Raw genomic sequence first — 19680 nt, forward strand, 5'->3', positions numbered from 1 at the left:
TGGTTTCAGGTCAGGACATGGCAGGTCGTTCGGCGACCTGCTGGTTCACCCGAAGCGGTGCGGGGAGTGCGGACAGCCGTTCGCCGCGAGCTCCTCACCGCTGGAGGCCGCGATGTCGCAGAGACGGCAGGTGATCCGGCCGAGGTCGCCCAGGAGCGCGGTATACGCGGTGAGTTCCTGCCGTTCGGGGCTGTCCAGGTGACGGTGCGGAGCGCCCACGGCGAGAATCATGTGGTCGGTCACCGCGCCCACCGCATGGGTAACGGCGCCCTCCACCATGTACACCTGTCCGGGACGGGTCTCCACGATCTCTCCGGCGACGGCGATGGTGCCGGTGCCTGCCAGGACGAACAGCAGATGGTCCCCGGGGTGGGTGTGCGGGGCGAAGCCGCTGCCGGCGGGCACGTGCAGGATGTCGGCACCGACATGACCGCTGGAGAGCAGCGAGCGTCCCGTGGCATCGGCGGTCTTCGACACGCGGGTGGGGCCGGGGGCCATCGTGATGCCGAGCTGCTGGGTCGTACCGTCCAGCCCGAGATCGGCCGCCCAGTCGCAGATCAGCAGGGGCGAGCGGCGGATGCCGGGCTCTTCGAGGGACGCCAGCACCGAAGCCTGGGTGGCTTTCGCGCGGCCGAGGACCGACAGCAGCTGCACCGCCTTGGCCTCTCGTTCGGCCGGGGCGAGCTGGCGCAGCTCCTCACGCAGGACGTCGATGGTTTCTTCGACGGGCAGGCTGTGTGCGGTCTCAGTCATGTTTTTCTTCCTTCGCAGTTGTGGCAGTTGTCGGGATGAACCGGCCGGAGCCGAGGGCCGGCGGGGCGTGCGGGGCTCGGCCGGCGGCGAACGGGACACGGTTCAGGCGCTGGGCGAGGTGGCAGGCAAGAGGGGCAGCGAACAAGTGAAAGAGCAGCGGGGAGAACTCCTCGCGCACCTGCCCGTGGACGGGCAGCTCCGCCCAGGCGTGGAAGCCGTCGAGTCGGTCCGCAGGAGCGACAACGACGAGCCGTCGCCCCAGCTCGGTGGCGCGTTGGGCGACCCGGCGGGCGTGCCGGGAGCTGCGGCCGACGGGGGCCAGCACGAAGACCGGCAGGTCGGGCGGGCCTGCGAACCGCTCGACGTGGCACCACTCTTCCAGGTCCTGGCCGACGGCGAAGACGGCGGCGGTCTCGATTGCTTTCGCCGCGCTGTACAGGGCGCTGCCATGGGACGGTCCGCTCCCGAGCATGGTCAGCACCGGCGCGTGGGCGATCCGGTCGGCGATCTGCCGAGTCCGCACGGTGTTCTCGCCCACGGTGGCTTCGACCGCGTCGGCCAGTGTGCCGAGTTCGTCCCGCAGGATGTCGGCTGCCGCGCGGTCCAGGTGTCCACGTGCCTGCCCCAGGGCTATCGCCAGCAGCAGCGCGCCGAGGAGACTGGCCTGGTAGGTGCGTACGCCCGGAGACGGCTCCTGGTCGGGCAGCGCGAGCAGGACGGTGCCGTGCGCGGACCGGGCGAGCGGGCTCGCCGCTCTTCCGGTGAGAGCGACGACCGCTCCCCCCTCCGCTCGCGCCTGCTCGGCCGCCCGGACGACGAGCGGGCTGCTGCCCGAAGCGGAGATCGCCAGGGTGAGCATGCGGGCAGGCGAGGAGGGGGCGGCAGACTTCCGGTAGTGGGTGAAGGGCAGCGCGCTCACCGGCCGGCAGTCCACACCGGCGAGCGAGCGGAAAGCCATCTCGACGGCCCGGGCGGCATGGTCGCTGTCTCCATTGCCCACGATGAGCACCGACTCGATGCCTGCCAGGCCCAAGGCGCCCGGTAGGGCTCGCACCTGTTCGGCAAAGGGTGCGGCGTGGGCCCGTATGTCGTCGGCGAGGCAATGGACTTGACGGAGCATCACATCTGCTTCCAGCGGCGGCGATCCGGACGGGCCGGCAACCGGGCTGTGAGCGGGCGTCATCGCTCGACCTCCCTGACGATGTCGACGTAACGCCGCACAAGGTCGATATCGACCTTGCCACCCCACCCCTCGCTTTCCAGGCACGTGCCCACGAACGCCCCATCCGCGTCGGCGAGCAGGCGCCCCGCGTTGTCGTGGTTCGTGTGTCCGGCCAGGATGATGGGCAGGTGGGGCACGGCCTCGCGGACGGACGCGATCATGTGCAGTGCCGTGCGCTCGTCAGGGTGCGAGAGCGACACCGCGTCCGCGCCGGCGGTACGGGCCGCGCGAGCCACCTCCGCCGTGGTCTTCTCCCCTCCGTGCCAGGTGAAGTGCATGGAGTCGATGTCCGCCACGATGCCCACGCGCTCCGCGTCGATCGAGCGGCGATAGCTCATGACCTCCAGCGGATCGGGCCGCACCATGCCGTGAGCGGTGAGGGTCTGTCCCACCAAGGCGCCGGCACGGACGTAGTCGCCCCCGGCCACCTGGGCCACGGCGAGCGAGGCCCTGGTGGCGTTGCGCATCATCTGGACACCGACGCGGAACGCCCCGCCGGTCGCCTCGACGACGGCACGCGCGATCAGGCCCATTGCCACGGTGCGTGCCGGGTCCGACTCGTCGGCGACGCTGTAGACACGGTCGACCGTCTGGATGAGGCATCCGTCCGCCCCGCCGTCGTACAGGGCCCGCGCGGACGCCACCGCCGTGTCGAGGATCTCCGAGAAGGTGTGGGGTCGGTGGAAGGGAGTGCCGGGCAGGGGCGCCAAGTGCACCATGCCGAGGACGAGTTTGTGCCTGCCGTCCGGTACGGCCCAGGAGTTCATACGGCCCCTCGCCTTTCGTGATGGGGGGAAGACGTCACGGGGCCGCTCCGGCGAGGAGATGGGATTCCAACCGGTCGAGAGCGGGGGCGAGTTGCTCCCAGGGACGGGCGGTGGTGATCCGCATGACGGCACCGGAGAAGCAGAAGGTGAGGATGCCGGGGAAGAGGGACACACCCGTCGCTCGCAGAACGTCCCGGAAACATCGGTAGGAGTCGTCCCAGCCGGGCAGCTCCACGGTGGTGTTGATGGAGAAGCGCGGCGCAAGCACCCGTGCGGGTGTCCCCGCCAGGCGGACGGTGGCGGCGTCGCGGAGCACGGTGAGTTCCTCCGCCCTTCGCAGCCGCTCCGTCCGGTAGGTGCGGTAAGCGTGTCGTAGCTGCCCCATGTCGAGTCCGTAGGACGCCTCGAACTCCTTGAGTTCGCCGGGCCCGGGATCCTCCAGGCCGGTGATCAGCCATCGCTCCATGCGGGCCAGTACTTCCACGATCGTGTAGAAGAAGGAAGGCGGTCCTCCGAAGGAGGAGGAGGCGTACTCGTAGTACTCGGCGATGAAGCCGGGGTCGGCGAGGAACCAGCCCGCCTTGAGCCCCGGAGCCGACCATGTCTTGGACAGGCTGGAGACACGGACGACGTGGGGCGCGCCGCGCGCGGCGGAGCGCTCCTCGTAGGCGCCCAGCCACTCATGGCACTCGTCGAGGACGATGACGGTGGAGGGGGAGGCCGCTTGGATCAGCCGTCGCAGGCCCTCCTCCGGGACGGCCGCCCCGGTGGGGTTGCCCACAGTCTGTAGCAGTACCAGAGGGGTGTCGGGCGTGAGCGCTGCGAGGAGCGGCTCGATCGAGGTCTGCCCGTGCTCGCTGCCCAGGGGAACGAGCCGGATGTCGTGACGACGGGCGATCGTCTCGACCAGGGGTGGGTAGTTGGGGATCGCGCACAGCGCCGGGGGCGCGGACGGGGAGATGTGGTGGAGTACGAAGTCCGCGAGCGTGCTCACGGCGAAGGTCCCGCCCATGGTCATGGCGACGTGTTCGGGCCCGTAGCACACGCCGTCGATCCGGGCGGTCTCGTAGGCGGCGATCGCTTCGCGTGCCGGGTAGCGCCCGCGCGAGTCGGAGTAGCCGTACCAGTCGCGGTCCAGAGCGAAGCGGATGCATTCCTTCAGGCTTTGCGGAAGCCCCCACCGTTCCTCGTCCACCGCTCCGCCGGAGAGGATGTACTGCGCGTTGTCCCTGAGATCGCCGTACAGGTCGTCGCGGAAGTACCAGTTGAACAGCTCCTTGACGAACCGGACGGTTGCCCGGGAGCTGAGCACCTGCTCCGGTTCGACCGAGCGGAGCCGGCGGCTGTTCCGCCACTGCTCGGCCAGTGCCGGATGGTGCGCGTGGGTGCCCAGTTCGTTTTCCACGCGGCCCAGCCACAGGTTGCGCAGTTCCAGCGGATCGTCGGGGCGGCGGGCTCGGGCAAAGAGGTCGAGCGCCCGCTCGTCGACGTGGGTGACGAACGTGTCGGATATCCCGGCGTGTCGGGGTGCCCGCCGCGACATCGCAAGGGCGTCCTGCGACGCGTGCGAAGGACGCGGGACCAGAGGGGAGTCGAAGAGTGTCATCGGCTTCTCGCATGGAGTGGTGGGGGCCTTGGGTGGGGGGTCCGGCCATGACCCATCGGGCAGGCCCTAGCGGATACGGAGGCGCTGCAAGTGCCGTTGCTGCCGCGGAGGTGCCCCCGCACCCGCGGTACGGCCGTGGAAGTAGTAGGTGTTGTCGATCACGACGAGCAGTCCCCGGCGCCAGCGCACGGCGCTCGCCTCTTCGGGGGCGTACATGGCGGTCAGCAGCTCGCGCAGGGCCGCGTTGACCGCCTCGGGGTCGGTGTCCGGTCGGTCGTGCTTCCACCACAGCTCTTGATCGAGAAAGTCGCGGAAGGAGAACACCCAACGGCCGTCCATCTGGCGCGCGATGGTCGGCGCCCCTGGACTGTCCCGGTAACGGGTACGGGACAGCAGCTCCAGCGTGCTGGGCGACAGCCGACGTGCCACCTCCCGCATGGGCACCAGCACGGTCCGGGCGTGCGGGGTCTCGTCGCCGGGATTGACACACATGAGCACGATGTACCGGGGCTGCCTCGACGCGCCGGCACCGCTGCTTTCGGAGTGCAGGGAGAGCGAGTTGCGGGCGAAGGGCTGCAACGACACCGCCACTGTGGGCGCGTGCCGGCTGCGGAGGTTGAGGATGACTCCGTCCTGTACGTAGGGCTGTACCACGGGATCGGTTTCCGGTATCGCGGTGCCCAAGTGGTAGCCGATGGACATGAATCGGCCAGGTGACAGCGGCTGGTCGAGCTGAACGACGGCCAGGCCCTGACGCCACAGTTGCTCGGTGATCTCCTGGTGCAGGCCATCGGCGTCGGCCGCCGGCCCCGCCAAGGTGGCTGCTGTCGGACTGTGCAGCGGCGTTGCGTTGCCCAGCAGCCGTTGTCTGGGCGCGAGGTGCGGGTCGGACTGCGACGCCCGGAAACTTCCGCGGGTGACCTCGCGCTCTGCCGCGCATATGGCTTCGGAGGATGCGAAGGCGGGCTGTTCCATGCATTGTTCCTTTGCTCGGACCCATCAGCTACCGGACGCCAAGAAACTGTGGAGCGGTGGTATTCGGTCCCCCTCGACGACGCTGACGCTCGGAAAAGGGGCGCACCATTGACGGCCAAGGCGTACGGGGAAGAAGAAACCGTGATGCCGGCCTCGGCCATGGGTGGTGCGGTGTGCGGTGCACTCTAGAGGCGGTGTCGGAATCACCGGGGAATCACGAAGAGTCGCAGTGGACCGCGGGCGATAGCCGACCGATTATCCGGGAATTCTCCGGGCGTTGTTACGGTTCGAGCCGTCCGAGAACCCCTGGCATGAAACGAGGCGTGCATGGGATTCACGCACGGGCGCCGCATCACCCACTGCCCGTATTGCGGCCACGCCTACACGGACAGCACGAACTGGCCGTTGACCTGCCCTGCGTGTGAGGAGACGCTCTGGCGCAACCCGCTGCCCGCCGCGGTCGCACTACAGCCCGTGACACAGGAGGACGGCTCTCGGGGCATCGTCGTGATCCGCCGTGCTCTCCCCCCGGGGCGTGGCCGATTGGTTCTGCCCGGTGGATACCTGGAAGTCGGGGAAAGCTGGCGGGAGGCGGCCGTGCGCGAACTCCGCGAGGAAACGGGGCTCATGGCCTCTGCGCAAGATGTGCGCCTTTTTGGAGCGCACAGCACACTGGACACCCTGGAGGTTTTCGCGCTTTTGCCGACGCGTGCGGCTGCGGGATTACCCGAGACGGCGCGCACGACCGAGACCCAGGGCTGTTGTGTGCTGGGCGAAGCGGTGGAGCTCGCCTTTCCCGGACACACCCGGGCCTTGGCCGCTGCACTGGCCGGTTGCTCGCTGCTCACGCCATGAAGGCCGACGGACCGAACGCCTCTTGTTCCGCCCGCGCGTTCAGCCGCCGGCCGGGCCGGACCCCGCTCCCGGGCTCGCCGCACCGCCCGGCGAGACGTCCGGCACCGGGCCGCGCCCGGCCAGGCTCCCGTCCAGCCACGCTGCGACCAGCTCCACCCGCGAGCGTCGGCCGGTGCGCTGGAACAGCCGGGCCAGCCGTTGTTCGACCGTTTTCTCACTGCACGCCAGACGGGCCGCGATCTGCCGGTTGGTGCCGCCTTCGCCGACCATGCGGATCAGCCGCACGTCCGCCTCGCTCAGGCCCTCGCGGGCCGAACGGCCCCTCGGCAGCGGCATGTTGCGGCGTTGCGCCGACCGGCCGAGCAGGGCGCGCCCCTGGCGCCCCAGCGACAGCAGGTGGGTGTGCCGCGCCGCCTCGGCCAGCCACGGCTGGGGATCGTCGCCGACCTCGGCGAGGACCTGGCAGCAGTACAGCATCATGTGCCGGTCGCCCCGCCGCTCGGCCGAGCGGTAGGCGTCGTGGGCGCCGTCCACGTCGCGGTCCAGCACCCCGCGGGCGACGAGCAGCGCTTCCCGGGTCATGGCCGTGTCCGCCTCCGCGTGCAGTGCCGCGAGCTGCTCCAGGGCCTGCCGCGCCTGTCGCGGCCGGGTCTCCTCGGCGAACGCCAGGATGCGCAGCAGCACCCGCTCGGCCCCCGTGAGCAGGCCGCTGTCGCGCGCCCGCCGCACGGCGTGCCATGCCTCCTCCAGCGCCGCGTCCTGCTGTCCCGACCAGTACCGCACCGCCAGCCGGGCGCGGGCCACCAACGGGTGGACGACCGTGCCGGGAATGCGGTCGAGCCACTCGCGGGCGCGTACGAGGTCACCGCGGAAGCAGTGGATCTCGGCCGCCAGCGCCCGGGCCAACTGGCCGCCGGGCCCGCCGCGGGCCCCGCCGCGCTGCTCGATGCCGCGGGCCGCCGACAGGGCGTCGTCCCAGCGTCCGGCCAGGTAGTCGGTGACCATGGCGTGGTAGCGGCCGGCGGCGCTGTGGTCCGCGCGTACGTAGCGTTCGCCCAGCACGGATTCGAGGGCGCCCGCCAGGTCGCCGTAGGCCGCGGCGTCACGCAGCCGCCCGATGACCGCATCGCAGACCTCCTCCCGCTGGAGGCCGTGGACGGCCCTCGCCAGCTCCTCGTGGCCGCCCACGGCGGCGGCCAGCGTCCGCAGCTCGGTCTGGGACGGCAGCGGACCGTGCCCGTCGCGCAGCCGGCCGCTGTCCGAGGCGGGTTCCGCGGACGGCGGCCATGGGGTGAGCAGGCCGATCCCGTACCGGCCGCCGAGCGCCGCCAGCATCGCCGCCCGCGGCATCCGCGCGAACACCTCCCGGGGCACGGCGCCGTCGTCGTAGGGCGACCGGTGCTCGTGCAGCGCGGACAGCCCCCAGGCGAGGGAGGCGAACTCCAGCCCGCCGCCGTCGGTGGGGCCGGGGTCCCGCAGGCCGGCGAGGATCGGTTCGGCCAGCGCGAGGACGCCGACGTGGTCGCCGCATCGCAGCCCCAGTTCGGCGGCTTCGCGCAGTACGCCCAGCGTCGCGGGGTAGTTGGGCGGCAGGCGGCGCAGCGCGGACAAGTAGGCTCGGGCCGCCCGCGGGTGGTAGGACCGGGCGTCCTTGGCGGCGGCCGCCAGCAGCAGGGGCACCGCCACGCCGTCGTTCAACGCGAAACCCGCGGCCGCGACGTGGTCGGCCAGCAGCGGATGGCAGGCGCCCGTGGTGGCGGGGCCCAGCCGCTCGGCGACCGTCTGCACGACGGCGGCGTGCATCGAGCGGACGTCGCGGCGGGGCGACAGGGTCCGCAGCGCCGCCGCCAGCGCGGGGACGGCGAAGGCCAGCCGGCCGTCCCCGTCGATGGTCAACGCCCGCTCCCGCACCAGCCGGTCCACCGTCGGGCCGAGGTCCGCTGCGAGCACCGGGCACGCCGGGATCAGCCTGTGCAGGTCCTCCAGCCGCAGTTCGGCGCGGTGCAGGAGGCAGGCCAGGGCGACGGCGGCGTCCGTGCCGTCGGCGGTGACCCGGCGCAGCGGTTCCGCGTCCACGGTGAGCCGCAGGTCGTCCTCCGCTCCGGTCAGGCAGGTACGGCCGTCGAGATCGACGAGGCGGTCGTCCTCATCCAGCGCGGTGAGCATCGACAGCACGGCCGCGGGGTTGCCGGCCAGGGGGCCGAGGGAACGCCGCACCGCCGCGAGCAGCGCGGATTCGGCGGGACGGCCGAGGCGCTGTCCGACGAGCTCGCCGACGTCCGCCGGCCGCAGCGGCGGCAGGTCGAGCACCCGGTCGGCCGCCGTCGCCAGATCGGGCGCGACTGCCGGGCGCCGGGGCACCGGGCGCCCGGCCATCACCACCGGCAGGCCCGCGGGCCGGAACACGCGCAGCATCAACTGGAGCGCGGACGCTGTCGGCGGGGGGATGCGCTCGGCGCCGTCGAGGACGAGGGCGAACGGCACGTGGCGCACCGCGTCCGCGAGGGTCTCGCCCAGCGTGGACAGCAGTGTCAGTTCGCCGCCGTCACCGGAACGCGACTGCGCCCGGCGCACCGCGGTGATGTGGGCCGCGAGCCGGCCGTGCCGGGCCTCGGCGAGCACGCCGCAGACGGCGTCGGCAAGGGTGGCGGCCCCGGTCGGCCCGGTGGCGGTCTCCCAGGACAACCGCAACACCCTGGCCCCCTCCTGGACCACCGCGTGCCGCGCCTCGTCCAGCACGGCGGTCTTGCCCGCTCCGGCCTCGCCGGTCACGAGCAGGGTCCGCGCCGTACCGGCCGGACGCAGGGCGTCGGCGACCACGCCGACGTGGTGGTCCCTGCCGACGAGAGGTGCACGGCGTTCCACTGGGACTCCTCACTCGCTTTCGGCCCGCGTCGACCGGGGCCGTCCCGCCGACCGTGACGTCGTCGCGGGAGACGGCCATAATGCAGGCTCCGACGGGACCGTGCACCGGTCCCGTCGCGTGTTGCACCAGGCGGAACGCCCGCCGGTGGCACGTCGTCGAGGAGGTTCCGTGGACAGTGGCCGGCCGGCGGAAACCGGGGCGGTGCGCGGTGCCACGGCGACGTGGGCGACGGGCGCGAGCGTGCACCTGGTGGGCCGGGAACGGGAGTTGACCGAGTTCGAGCGCTGCCTGGACGACCCGGACGGTCCCGGCCTGGTGCTCGTCCACGGAGAACGGGGAGCGGGGCGCAGCGCGTTCGCGCATGCGGCCGCCGAACGGCTGGCTGCGCGGGGCCATACAGTTCTGCCGCTGGTCTGCGTGCGCGGGGACCAGGACCGTCCGCTCCTGCTGGCGCTGCGGGTGGTCACCGCCGTGCGGGAGCGCCGGTCGGTCACCGGGAGGCAGCCCGCGGCCGGCCGGGCGGACCTGGACGCCGAGGTGCTGCCCGCCACGGAGAGGGGCGATCGGGCGGCCCTTGCCGACGCGCTGCTGTCCGCGCTGACGCATGCGGCGCCCGTGGCCGTGGTGGTGGACGACGCGCAGTACGCCGATGCGGCATCCCTCGACGTACTGGGAGTCGTCGCCGCTCGGCGCCCCCCGGAGGTCCGGCTGGTGATCACGTCGGTACGGCACACCGGCGGGGCCGGTGACGCCTGGTCCGTCCGGCTGGACCAGGCCGTCGGACTGGCGGCGGAGGCGGGCACGGCGCGAACGATCGCCCTGCCGCGCCTGACCCGGCCGCAGCTCGCCGACATGGTGGCGCGGCGGTCGCAGGCGGTGCCCGACCCGGCCCTGGTGGCGGGCATCCTCGGGCTGACCCGAGGGATTCCCGCAGTCGCCGACGCGCTGCTCACCGAGTGGTCGCGGCGGGACGCGGTGCGGATCGCCGACGGGCACGCCTTCCTCGCCGCGGGCGCGCCGGTGCCGGTACTGCCCGATGAGGACCGGTTCATGAGGGCGCTGCACGAACTCGGCGAGACCTGCTGGACGACTGCGGCGGCATTGAGCGTCCTGTGGCCGCTCGGTCGGACGGCGGCGACGCTGGTGGCCGAGACCACCGGTCTGTCCGACCGGGAGGTCGGCGACGGCGTGCGCCGCCTGATCGCCGCGGGACTCCTCGACGAACTGCCCGGCGAGGACGGTGACGGCCCCCGGGGCTGGGCCTTCCGGTCACCCCTGATGGAGCACGCCGCCCGGGAGCGGCTCGGGCCCCTGGAACGCGCCCGGATGTCCGCCGCCGCGGTGGAGGCTCTCTGGGCGGCGCGGGACGGCGCGGGCGCCGCGACGGACCCGCAGTGCCCGGTCGTGCTCCTGGATGAGGCGGATGCCGAGACCTACCTGCCCGACCGGATCGCCGACGCGGGGGTGCTGATCGACCGCGAGCGTGCGGCGGCGGAACTGACGGCTGCCGCCGAGGCGTTGCACCCCGACCCCGAGGACCGCGGCATGCTGCGGTGGTTCCGAGCGGCGCTGCGCCTGATCGAGGAGCCGGAGGCCCGCGAACTGGCGTTGCTGCGGTGTGTGAAGGCCGCCTGGATCGTGGGCGACCACCCGGCGGCGGGCCGGGCGGCGGAGACGATTCTGCGCGACCCCTCCGATGTCGTCAGCGGCCCGGATCTCCACGAGCTCGCCGTCCTCCAGGTCGTCGCGGCCACCTCCGTGAAGGACTGGCCGCAGCTGTCCCGGATGGGGGCGGCCGAGTGGTGGGACCGTCTGCCGCTGCCCCCGGGGGCCGCATCGTCGGCGCGGGCGCTGGCGTTGTGCATGAGCGGGCGGTGGTCGGAGGGTCTGGACCTGCTCTCGCGGACGGAGACGGTGTGGCGCCCGCACCCGCAGATCCGGCTGGTGCCCGAGCTGGCGCAGGTCGCCGGAAACCTGGTGCAGGGCCGGACCGACGTGCTCGCCCGGGCCCTGGAGACGCCGCCGGATCCCGGCCTCCCCCCGGAGGTGCTGTACTCGATAGCGGCCGGGTACACCCAGCAGTTGCTCGGCAACGCCGACCTGTGCGGCGCCTTGGAGCTGTTGAAGGACCGCGGAATGCCGCCCGAGGCGCTTCCCCCGACCACACACTTCCTCCTGCTCCACCTCCAGGGCCGGTGGGACGACGCGCTGGCGCTGGCGCGCGGCCTGGTCGCAAAGGACCAGACGTTCATCGCGGCGCCCCAGCACCATCTGCTCACCGCGGGGACGGCCGGCATCCTGCTGGCCAGGGGCAAGCCGGTCGGCGCCGCCCGTCTGATCGCCGGTGAGCGTGGGTCCCACGAGGGCCATGTGGAGATCTTCCTGGACGTCGCCGAGGCCGCGGTGCTGCGGACGATGGGACGTACCGACGAGGCCGAGCGCATCTTGCGTCGCGGGCTGGAGGAGGCGGACGCGCGCGGCTATGTCCACGGCACCGACGAGCTGGCCGCCGCCCTCGCCACGCTCCGGGCGGAGACGGGCCGGGCCGAAGCGGCGGCGTCCTGTCTGTGGCGCCTTGAGGAACTCGCCGGGCGCACCGGCAGCGGGCGGACCCGGCTGCTGTACCTGCTGGCGGCGGCCCGGGTGCCGGGCCAGGCTTCCGGTGCCGCGCGCGAGATGCTGCACGAGGCGGTGGACCTGGCCCGCTCGCGGCGACAGCCGTTCGAGACCGCGGTCACGCTGGCGGCGGCCGCCGGGGACGCGGGTCCCCCGGAGCTGCTGCACGAGGCCTACGAACTGTACGGCCAGACGGGCTCCTTGTTGTGCCGCTTCCACACCAGGGCCGCGATGCGCGAGGCCGGGCTGACCGTCCCCGGCCGCAGACAGGCCACCGCCGAGAACGAGCGGCTGCTGGCCACGTTGATCACCGAAGGGCTCACGAACCGTCAGATCGCCACCGTACTGCGGCTCAGCGAGGACGCCATCGCCAATCGCCTCTCACGGCTGTTCGCACGCACCGGCCTGCGGTCCCGTACCGAGGTCGTCTCGGCCATGCTCACCGGCAAGCCACTGACCGCTCCGGACCACTGAACGTCCCGGGTCCGCAGGCCCGGCACTCGTGCCAGGTTTCCCTGTCCTTAAGTGATCGAGCCGTGCGTCAAGCCGGTGGCCGAAAGATACGTGGCACGATCATCCACCTCATGGGCGATTTCCGATGGGGAGGCGAAATGCCTGAACAGACACTCACCGGCACCGTGTGTGTGGCGGTCCACTCACCCGACGCGGTGGTCCACGCGGGACTTGTCAGCTCCCTCAAGCACGACCACCGCGTCCAGGAAGTCCCACCCGAGAGAATCCACGAGGCCGACGCCGTCGTGGCGGCCTTCGACACCGTCGACGCCACCGCACTGGACCGACTGCGCGCCCTGTCCGACAGACCCGACACGCGTTTCCTCCTCGTCGCCGGACGACACTGGCGAGCGGATGTGTGTGCGGCGATCGACCGGGGAGTGCGCGCCGTGCTGTGGCGTGACGCGTTCACTCCCTCCGCCTTCGTCCGCACCCTGCTCACCGTCGCGGACGGCGGCGGCAGCTTCCCGCCCACCCTGCAAGGGGCGCTCATGGAACAGGTCCGGTGGACCCACCAGGAGGTCCTCGCACCGCGCGGCCTCACCGCCTCAGGCGTCAGCCCCCGCGAACTCGATGTCCTCCGCCTGCTCTCGGAGGGCAGGGAACTCGCCGAGATCGCCGCCCAGTTGTGTTATTCGGAGCGCACGGTGAAGTACATCCTCTACGGCCTGATGAAGCGTTTACAGCTGCGCAACCGCGCGCACGCCGTCTCCTACGCCATCCGCGCCGGCCTCATCTGACGCACTTGCCTTCCGGTGCCGTCCACGGCGGCGCGTTGCCGCCTGCGGTGTCCCGGGGTCTGCGCAGACCTGTTCAAAAGGGCAAAGGCCCTCCGGAAAGCTGGACTCCGGAGCCGGCGGCCCTGCAATGTGACGGAGCGTGATCTAACAAACCTTCCGTCCGGTTGATTCCGTATCCAAGGAAGTCAGCGTCATCCACAGGAGTTTGGCGCCCGACCCTGCCGCCTTCTGCGCCACGGCACGCACCTTTGCGGCCCGGCCAACGGACGAGGCGAGAGACGACAGGGCCCGAGGGAAATGAGGTCGAAGTGAACTTCCGCATACTGGGCTCTCTCCAGGCAGGCGTGGACGGCGCGACCATGCCGCTCGGCGGAGTGATCAAACGCCGGCTGCTCGCCTACCTTCTGCTGAATGCCAACCGGGTCGTGGCCACACACAAGCTGCTCGACGTCCTGTGGCCGGAGGAAACGCCCCGCACCGCGCGCAAGATGATCGGGAACGCCGTCCGGGGCCTGCGGCTCGATCTGGCCCACGGGGCCACGGACACGCGTGCCGCCTTACTCACGCTTGCTCCCGGATACCAGCTGCGGGTCGAACCCGACACCGTGGATCTGTTCCTGTTCCGCCGGCAGGTGGAACAAGGACGAGCCGAAGCCCGCGCCGGCGATCATCTCGCCGCGGCGTGCACGCTGCGGGGGGCGCTCGGGCTGTGGCGGGGTGCGGCACTCGCCGACCTGGCGGACGGCGACTTGAACTGGCCCGAACTGGACGGTCTGGAGAGTGAGCGACTGAGCGCCCTGGAGGACTATTTCGAAGCCGGACTGGCGATCGGCCACCACCATGAGATTCTGGGCGGGCTGCAGACGGCCGTCGCCGAGGACCCGCTGCGCGAGCGGCTGAGCGGCCAGCTGATGTTGGCGTTCTACCGATGCGGTCGGCAGACCGACGCGCTGTCGGTGTTCCGGCGCATCAGGAGCGAACTTGTGGACCAGTTCGGACTTGAGCCGTCGCGGGAGCTACGGGACCTGGAACGGGCCATCCTCGAACACTCCCCCGCCCTGGACGTGCCGGCCGCGCCGGTAGCGGAGCGCCACCAGGCGCCCGAGCCGAGGATGGTGCCGACCCTCGTCGAACAGCGGGCGACGCGTCGGCCGGACGCGCCCGACGCCCCCGATGCCTCGTCCGTGAGCCGCGTACTGTCGCGGGTGGGAAGGGACCACAGACGCGATCACCGTGTGGTGCCCGGCCACGTGGAGGACGGCGATCGGCAGTGTACGAGCCCTCGGTCGACGCCCCGGCGCACACGGGTGAGCGTCGTCCTGGTGTGGGTGCGGCATGACCTGTCCGACGACCATGATCTGGACGGCGTTCAGCGGGCCATGGCGGACATCGAGGCGGTGCTGCGGCAGCAGTCCCGGCAGAACGGGGGGACCGTGGGACCGGTGACGGCACCGGTGTTCTCCGCCGTGTTCGGCATCGACAACCCTCGCCGGGACGACGCCCTGCGCGCCGTGCGGACGGCCTTCGCCCTCCGGGACCGGATCGATGGCAACCGGCTGCGTACCCACCCGTCCTGCATCCGGTTGCACGTCGCTGTGGTCACCGGTGATGCCTTCTTGTCGTACCTGCCGGCGCACAGCGGCGTCCCGACGGTCACGGGAGACGCCGTCGACCGGGGCTTCCGGCTGCTGACGATGGCGCCCCGAGGGCAGGTGCGGGTGTGTGAGGTCACGCGCCAGGCGACGGAATCGCATATCTCGTACCACCTGGGCCCCGAGCCGCCGGAGGGCTGGGAAGCGGTCCGCATGCGGACCGCCGCCGGTCATGGCCTCCAGGAGGTGTGTTCACCGGAGCGGTCCGAGCCATCGGACGGACCGGGCCTGCCGCAGCTCACGGCTCGATCTCTCTGAAGAGGTGCAGGAAGCCGGTTTCCCCCGCTCTCGCCTCGGCCAGTTGCCTGGTGGCCCGCACGTCCCTTTTGCCGTTGGCGTCGACCTTGATCTCCGGCACGACGTAGACCCGTCTGGGCACCAGTTCCTTGGGCAGCAGGGAGGCGAGCTGTACGCGGACCTCCCGCTCCGTGGGCGGCGTCTGTGCCGACTGGTCGTCGAAGACCACGAAGACCTCGACCGCGTCCAGGACTCCACCGCGGATGACGTCGAAGGCGGCGTCGACGATCAGCGGCAGCGACAGCGCGTGGCGGCGCAACTCGGCCGGTTCGAAGCGGTGGCCGCTCACCTTCAACTGGCCGTCCTTTCGGCCGAGATGGAGCAGCATCCCCTCGGGCAGCACCTCGACGATGTCGCCCGTGGGGTAGGCGCGGCCACCGAACGCGGGCTCATCGAAGAAGCGGCCCCCGCCGCCGAGGTAGCCGCGGGCGACACCGAATCCGCTGATGAGGAGTTCACCGTGGCCGCCCTCCCCCACCGGTCCGCCGCGATCGTCCACCACGTAGGCCGCGGTGTTCCAGGCGGGGCTGCCGATGGGCACGGTGGGCAGGTCGGGCAGGTCCCGCACGGTGGAACGGAAGGCACAGCAACCGATCGTGGCCTCGGTCGGCCCGTAGTGGTTGACCACTTCCACGTCGTCGAGCCTGCCCCCCATCTGCCGCAGCAGGGCCGGTTCCAGCGGCTCACCGCCGATCATCAGCCGCTTGACGACGGATCGGTACTCCGGCCGCAGCATGCGCTCGAACAGGCGGAAGTGGCTGGGCGTGGCCTTGATGAAGTCATACGGCCGGGTTCGTGGAGAGAACAGGCTCGGGTAGTCCCAGGAGTCCTCGATCATGACGATCGTGCGCCCCTGCGCCAAGGGCACCCACAGGGTGGTGAGAGCGAGGTCGAAGCTCATGCTGGCGAACACCGGGCAGGCGGCACCGCCCGCGTTCGGCAGGACGTGGGTCGCGGCCCAGCCGATGTAGTTGACCAGCGATCGGTGTTCCACCAATACGCCCTTGGGCAACCCCGTCGAGCCCGATGTGAAGACCACGTAGGCCAGATCGTCGTGGCGCGCGCCGCATGTGACGGGGGCCGACGCGTCAGCCGGCAGATCCGGCACGTCGGAGGTGTTCAGCGTGGGGAGGCCGGCTGCGCATGCGGCGGAGCCGGTGCCGTCCCACACCATGACTCGCGGCCGTAGCTGGTCGAGGATGAGCCGCACGCGCCCGAGGGGATTGGTCGGGTCGATCGGCGCGTAGGCCGCGCGGACGGCCATGACCGCGATCATCGCCGCCACCGACTCCGCGTTGCGGTGGGCGATGATGCCGATGACCTCCCCCGGCTGCACATTCATGTCCCGCAGCCCGGCTGCGAGGGACATGCTGCGCCGCCACAGCTGACGGAACGTGGTCCTGGTGCTTCCGCATTCGAGCGCGACCGCGTCCGGCGCGGTCTCGGCCCATCGGCCGATCAGCTCCACCACGGAGGACGCCCGCAACTCCCGACGTTCCCCCACGAGGGCAGCGTTCGGAAACGCGCCTGCCCGATGGCCGGTCATGTCAACACCTCTCTTCCTCTTGTCGGGCCGTACCTGATCCAGGGAGCTCGCCTGGCAGGAGACGAGAGCCGGGCACCCCTCAGCGCCATCCGCGGCCGGAGACTCCGCGGAAGTCCCACACACCGAGCCTGCTCACGTCCGAGAGCCCGGCCGCGGCCGGGGGGGCACCGGTTGCGCGGATGAGGAGGCTGGGCAGCGGCCGATCCTGGGTGGGCCGACCGGTCGGCTCGATGAACTCGGCGCCCATGTCGGCCAGGACGCCGACTCCGGCGTCTGCCAGATCCCGTGTCCACATGAGCACCCGGGTGCCGGGCAGCGACTCGTGGGCGAGCTGGATGAGGTCGGCGCAGGTCTCCGCGGTGCGGGCTTCGCACTCGACCACGGTGGTCGGTGTCGGACCCTGGTCGGTGTCCACGCCGGAGCGATGGGCGACGAGATAGCCCTCGGCGCTTCCTGCTTCCGACCGTGCTACGAGGTAGTAGTACTGTGCCAACGGATTCGAGGCGCGCCAGTCGAAGTAGGCGCTGTCGCGCGCGACGCGGAGACGACCGTCGGCGGGCACTTCGCGCACGACCTCGGTCATGGCGTCGAGGTCCGGGGTGCGGGTCGGCGAGATCAGCGAACCGGAACGTACACCGCGCGTGACAGGCAACTTGTCCCAGGGGCCGTGGTGCCCGGCGTCGGCGGCGCGCGTCACCACGGACTGTCCCCAGACACCGACCTGCTGCCAGCCACGGATCACCATCGCCGGCGCAGTGCCCTGGTCTCCGAAGTCGAGCAGCCACGGGACGCCGTCCCGGCGCAGCCGGGCGAGCACCTCGTCGACCATCTCATGGAAGAGCGGGCTGTTGCGGTACTCGCTTGCGACGATCGTGTCCGTCAGGCAGGGCAGGGTGAACCGGCGCCCGTCTCTTTCCCAGCACGAGCCGAACACCCCTACCATGCCGCGCAGTTCAGCGCCCTCGGTGGACGGTGAGCGGGCGATCACGGTGTATCGCTCGTCGAGATAGGGATTGGCGTGGTACTTCCACTCCAGGTAAGCGCGGTTGCCGTCCGGCCCGCCGGCCCACAGCGCTTCTTGAACGGTGCATATCTCCGCGTAATCGGCGGGCGTGCAGCCGGTGAGGGTGAGCGCCGCGCCCATCAGGCTTCCGCCCGCTTCGCACAGACGAACCGGGTCATCGACTCCATGGTGCGGAAGTTGTCCTGGTTCACATCGGCACCGGTGATGTGAATCCCAAACCGTGTTTCCAGCCGGACGAACAGCTCAAGGAACATGAGGGAGTTGAGGGCGCCACTGTCCTTGAGGTCGTAGTCGGCCGGAATGGACTCCCTCAACAGCAGGTCGCACAGAAGCGTGTGCACATGGTCGAGTACGTCACTCTCGGTCAGTGCAAGGCCGTCATTCATGTCTCACCTGTCCTGTGTAGAGGTTCCACCGGCACGGGACGACGTGTGCGCCCGTTTCGCGGTATCGGCCGTTGCTGCGTCCGCTCCGGGGGGGGAGGATCGCCACTGCGCGATGAACGTAACGCGGCCGGATCACCGCACGGGTAACTCCGGCGCCACCCTTCGGGCCATCGATCTGCCCGTTGAACAGTTACTTTGGAATGGCCCACAAGTGAGGCCGATGACGCTGTAGTAGGACGACTCCTCGGTGAGGGCTTCACCGACTCCGGATCCGCTGACCGCCTAGCGCACGCACCGCGCCTCGGTGCCGAGAGGAGACCTTGTGGTATCACGTCCCACCATCGAGCGCACCACCGTCGGTGTCGCGCCCGCCCGTGCCGGGTACCCCGCCGCCGCGGTGGAGGCCTACGTGTTGGACACCGGCAGCGGGCCCGCGGTGACGGTGTGGAGTTACGGCGCCACTCTGGTCGACGTCCAAGTACCGGACCGGGAAGGCCGATACGCCAATGTCTGCGTGCGCCTGACCGATCTCGACTCCTATCTGGACCGCCGGACGAATCCGTACGTCGGGGCCACCCTCGGCCGCTACTGCCGCTGTGTGTCGGGGGCGGAGTTCACTCTCGACGGCGTGCGCCACACGTTGGACCGCAACGAGGGCGAGCATCATGTGCACGGCGGCTCCGAGGGGCTCGACCGCCGCGTATGGTCGGCCGAGGCGTCGAGGGTCGGAGACGCGTTGGAGGTACGGCTGTCCGCGATCAGCCCGGACGGCGACCAGGGCTACCCGGGCGAACTGAGGGCGTGCGCCACCTACCGGATCGAGCCGGACGGCACGCTGATCATCGAGTACACCGCGTGCACCACGGCGCCCACTGTCGTCGGGATGACCAATCACGCCTTCTGGAACCTCGCGGGTGAAGGCACCATCGACGGGCACCGACTTCGGCTCGGGGCAACCGAGGCGGTGCGCTTCGACAAGGACCTGATCCCTCTTCCCGGTGCTCCCGAGGAGGTACGCGGCACTGCCCGCGACTTCACCGCCGAGCGGTCGCTCGACGGTGTCAGTATCGACAACTGCTTCCTTGTCTCGGGCGGGTCGGTGCTCGCGGAGCTGTCGCATCCGAGCAGTGGCCGGGTGATGCGACTCAGTACGGACCAGCCGGCGGTCGGCGTGTACACCGGCGACTGGTTCGCCCAGCGCCCGCGCAGCGGGATCTGCCTGGAGACCGGGGCCATGCCGGACGCACCGAACCGCCCGGACTACCCGTCCGCACGGCTCGACCCGGGCGGTGTCTACCGGCACCGCAGCACCTACCGATTCGACTGCGACGGAGGCGACTCACGTCAGCACGCGATAGAGGAGGACGCGGCGCGGCTCGGTGGTACCACCGGTTGACGTGGTGCAGGGGCGGAAGCCCAAGAGCGTCATGCACTCCACGGTGGACTCTATGTCGGGGTTCGCTTCGGCTCTCAGCATGTCCGCGCCGCGCTCACGCGCGAGCGCCATGGCCCGGCGCAGGCACAGCGGCCCGGCGAGCGAGGCGGCGGCGACGAGATCGGGCCGGACGGCCAGCCTGCTCAGGTACGCGGGGTTCGCGGCCGCCGGGAAGGCTCCCGGCGGCTCCTCGAAGGCTGGTGTCCGGGTGAGGGTGAACATGGCGGCCGCTGCCCCTCCGATGCGCAACAGGTGCACCAGGCCGTCATGCACCCGGGATGCGGTGGTGGCGGGATTGCGCTGTGGCACGGGCGAGTTGAACCGCTCCCCCTGGTAGCGGTCGCTCGCGCACAGCAGGTCGTGCACCTCGCCGGCGTCCGCGGCGACTTCCCAGGTCAATTGGGCCGTCATGAGCCCGCCTTTATCG

15 protein-coding genes are annotated in these 19680 nt (G+C 71.2%); 5 read left to right on the forward strand and 10 right to left on the reverse strand.

Annotated elements, in window-relative coordinates; translation table 11 throughout:
* Window positions 1–45 precede the first annotated feature (45 nt).
* The 5 genes from B1H19_RS04100 to B1H19_RS04120 all read right to left on the reverse strand — a co-directional run bounded on the left by B1H19_RS04100 (window position 46) and on the right by B1H19_RS04120 (window position 5323).
* Entirely contained in the window at window positions 46–753 is a 708-nt protein-coding gene (locus tag B1H19_RS04100) for a cupin domain-containing protein (RefSeq protein ID WP_083103034.1), read from the reverse strand.
* On the reverse strand, window positions 746–1936 hold the full coding sequence (locus tag B1H19_RS04105; RefSeq protein ID WP_083103036.1) for an SIS domain-containing protein: 1191 nt from the start codon (window positions 1934–1936) through the stop codon (window positions 746–748). Before B1H19_RS04105 ends, B1H19_RS04100 begins: the two co-directional genes overlap by 8 nt.
* Entirely contained in the window at window positions 1933–2742 is an 810-nt protein-coding gene (locus tag B1H19_RS04110) for a BtpA/SgcQ family protein (RefSeq protein ID WP_083103039.1), read from the reverse strand. The genes B1H19_RS04105 and B1H19_RS04110 overlap by 4 nt, the downstream gene beginning before the upstream one ends.
* Window positions 2743–2776: 34 nt before the next feature.
* A complete protein-coding gene (locus B1H19_RS04115) occupies window positions 2777–4285 on the reverse strand; it encodes a pyridoxal phosphate-dependent aminotransferase (protein WP_237289114.1) in 1509 nt (502 codons plus the stop codon).
* A 129-nt stretch (window positions 4286–4414) separates the two neighbouring features.
* Window positions 4415–5323, reverse strand: coding sequence for a TauD/TfdA family dioxygenase (locus tag B1H19_RS04120; RefSeq protein ID WP_083103044.1), 909 nt, complete (start codon window positions 5321–5323; stop codon window positions 4415–4417).
* Between the two features lie 327 nt (window positions 5324–5650).
* Here B1H19_RS04120 and B1H19_RS04125 point away from each other — a divergent pair, with 327 nt between their 5' ends.
* Window positions 5651–6178, forward strand: a complete 528-nt coding sequence (locus B1H19_RS04125; protein ID WP_083103046.1) for an NUDIX domain-containing protein — start codon at window positions 5651–5653, stop codon at window positions 6176–6178.
* A 39-nt stretch (window positions 6179–6217) separates the two neighbouring features.
* Here the strand turns inward: B1H19_RS04125 and B1H19_RS04130 are convergent, their stop codons facing one another.
* Complete coding sequence (locus tag B1H19_RS04130; protein ID WP_083103049.1) at window positions 6218–9043, reverse strand: AAA family ATPase; 2826 nt, start codon at window positions 9041–9043, stop codon at window positions 6218–6220.
* 169 nt (window positions 9044–9212) lie between these two features.
* Here B1H19_RS04130 and B1H19_RS04135 point away from each other — a divergent pair, with 169 nt between their 5' ends.
* The 3 genes from B1H19_RS04135 to B1H19_RS04145 all read left to right on the forward strand — a co-directional run bounded on the left by B1H19_RS04135 (window position 9213) and on the right by B1H19_RS04145 (window position 14823).
* On the forward strand, window positions 9213–12134 hold the full coding sequence (locus tag B1H19_RS04135) for an AAA family ATPase (RefSeq protein ID WP_083103051.1): 2922 nt from the start codon (window positions 9213–9215) through the stop codon (window positions 12132–12134).
* A gap of 137 nt (window positions 12135–12271) precedes the next feature.
* Window positions 12272–12913, forward strand: coding sequence for a helix-turn-helix transcriptional regulator (locus tag B1H19_RS04140; protein ID WP_083103054.1), 642 nt, complete (start codon window positions 12272–12274; stop codon window positions 12911–12913).
* Between the two features lie 308 nt (window positions 12914–13221).
* Window positions 13222–14823 carry a BTAD domain-containing putative transcriptional regulator gene (locus B1H19_RS04145; RefSeq protein ID WP_083103056.1) on the forward strand — a complete coding sequence of 534 codons (1602 nt, stop codon included), beginning with the start codon at window positions 13222–13224 and terminating at the stop codon, window positions 14821–14823.
* On the opposite strand, the gene B1H19_RS04150 is transcribed toward B1H19_RS04145, so the two are convergent.
* From B1H19_RS04150 to B1H19_RS04160, 3 genes are all read right to left on the reverse strand, one after another.
* On the reverse strand, window positions 14804–16366 hold the full coding sequence (locus B1H19_RS04150) for an amino acid adenylation domain-containing protein (RefSeq protein WP_159027978.1): 1563 nt from the start codon (window positions 16364–16366) through the stop codon (window positions 14804–14806). The genes B1H19_RS04145 and B1H19_RS04150 overlap by 20 nt on opposite strands.
* Window positions 16367–16487: 121 nt before the next feature.
* Complete coding sequence (locus tag B1H19_RS04155) at window positions 16488–17552, reverse strand: GNAT family N-acetyltransferase (protein ID WP_083103062.1); 1065 nt, start codon at window positions 17550–17552, stop codon at window positions 16488–16490.
* Complete coding sequence (locus B1H19_RS04160; protein ID WP_083103065.1) at window positions 17552–17818, reverse strand: acyl carrier protein; 267 nt, start codon at window positions 17816–17818, stop codon at window positions 17552–17554. Before B1H19_RS04160 ends, B1H19_RS04155 begins: the two co-directional genes overlap by 1 nt.
* 322 nt (window positions 17819–18140) lie before the next feature.
* Here B1H19_RS04160 and B1H19_RS04165 point away from each other — a divergent pair, with 322 nt between their 5' ends.
* Window positions 18141–19214: an aldose epimerase family protein gene (locus B1H19_RS04165; protein ID WP_237289115.1), complete on the forward strand. Its 1074-nt coding sequence runs from the start codon at window positions 18141–18143 to the stop codon at window positions 19212–19214.
* Here B1H19_RS04165 and B1H19_RS04170 read toward each other — a convergent pair.
* On the reverse strand, window positions 19158–19664 hold the full coding sequence (locus B1H19_RS04170) for a hypothetical protein (RefSeq protein WP_159027979.1): 507 nt from the start codon (window positions 19662–19664) through the stop codon (window positions 19158–19160). The genes B1H19_RS04165 and B1H19_RS04170 overlap by 57 nt on opposite strands.
* Window positions 19665–19680: the final 16 nt, after the last annotated feature.

The organism is Streptomyces gilvosporeus (assembly GCF_002082195.1).
GTDB classification, from domain to species: domain Bacteria; phylum Actinomycetota; class Actinomycetes; order Streptomycetales; family Streptomycetaceae; genus Streptomyces; species Streptomyces gilvosporeus.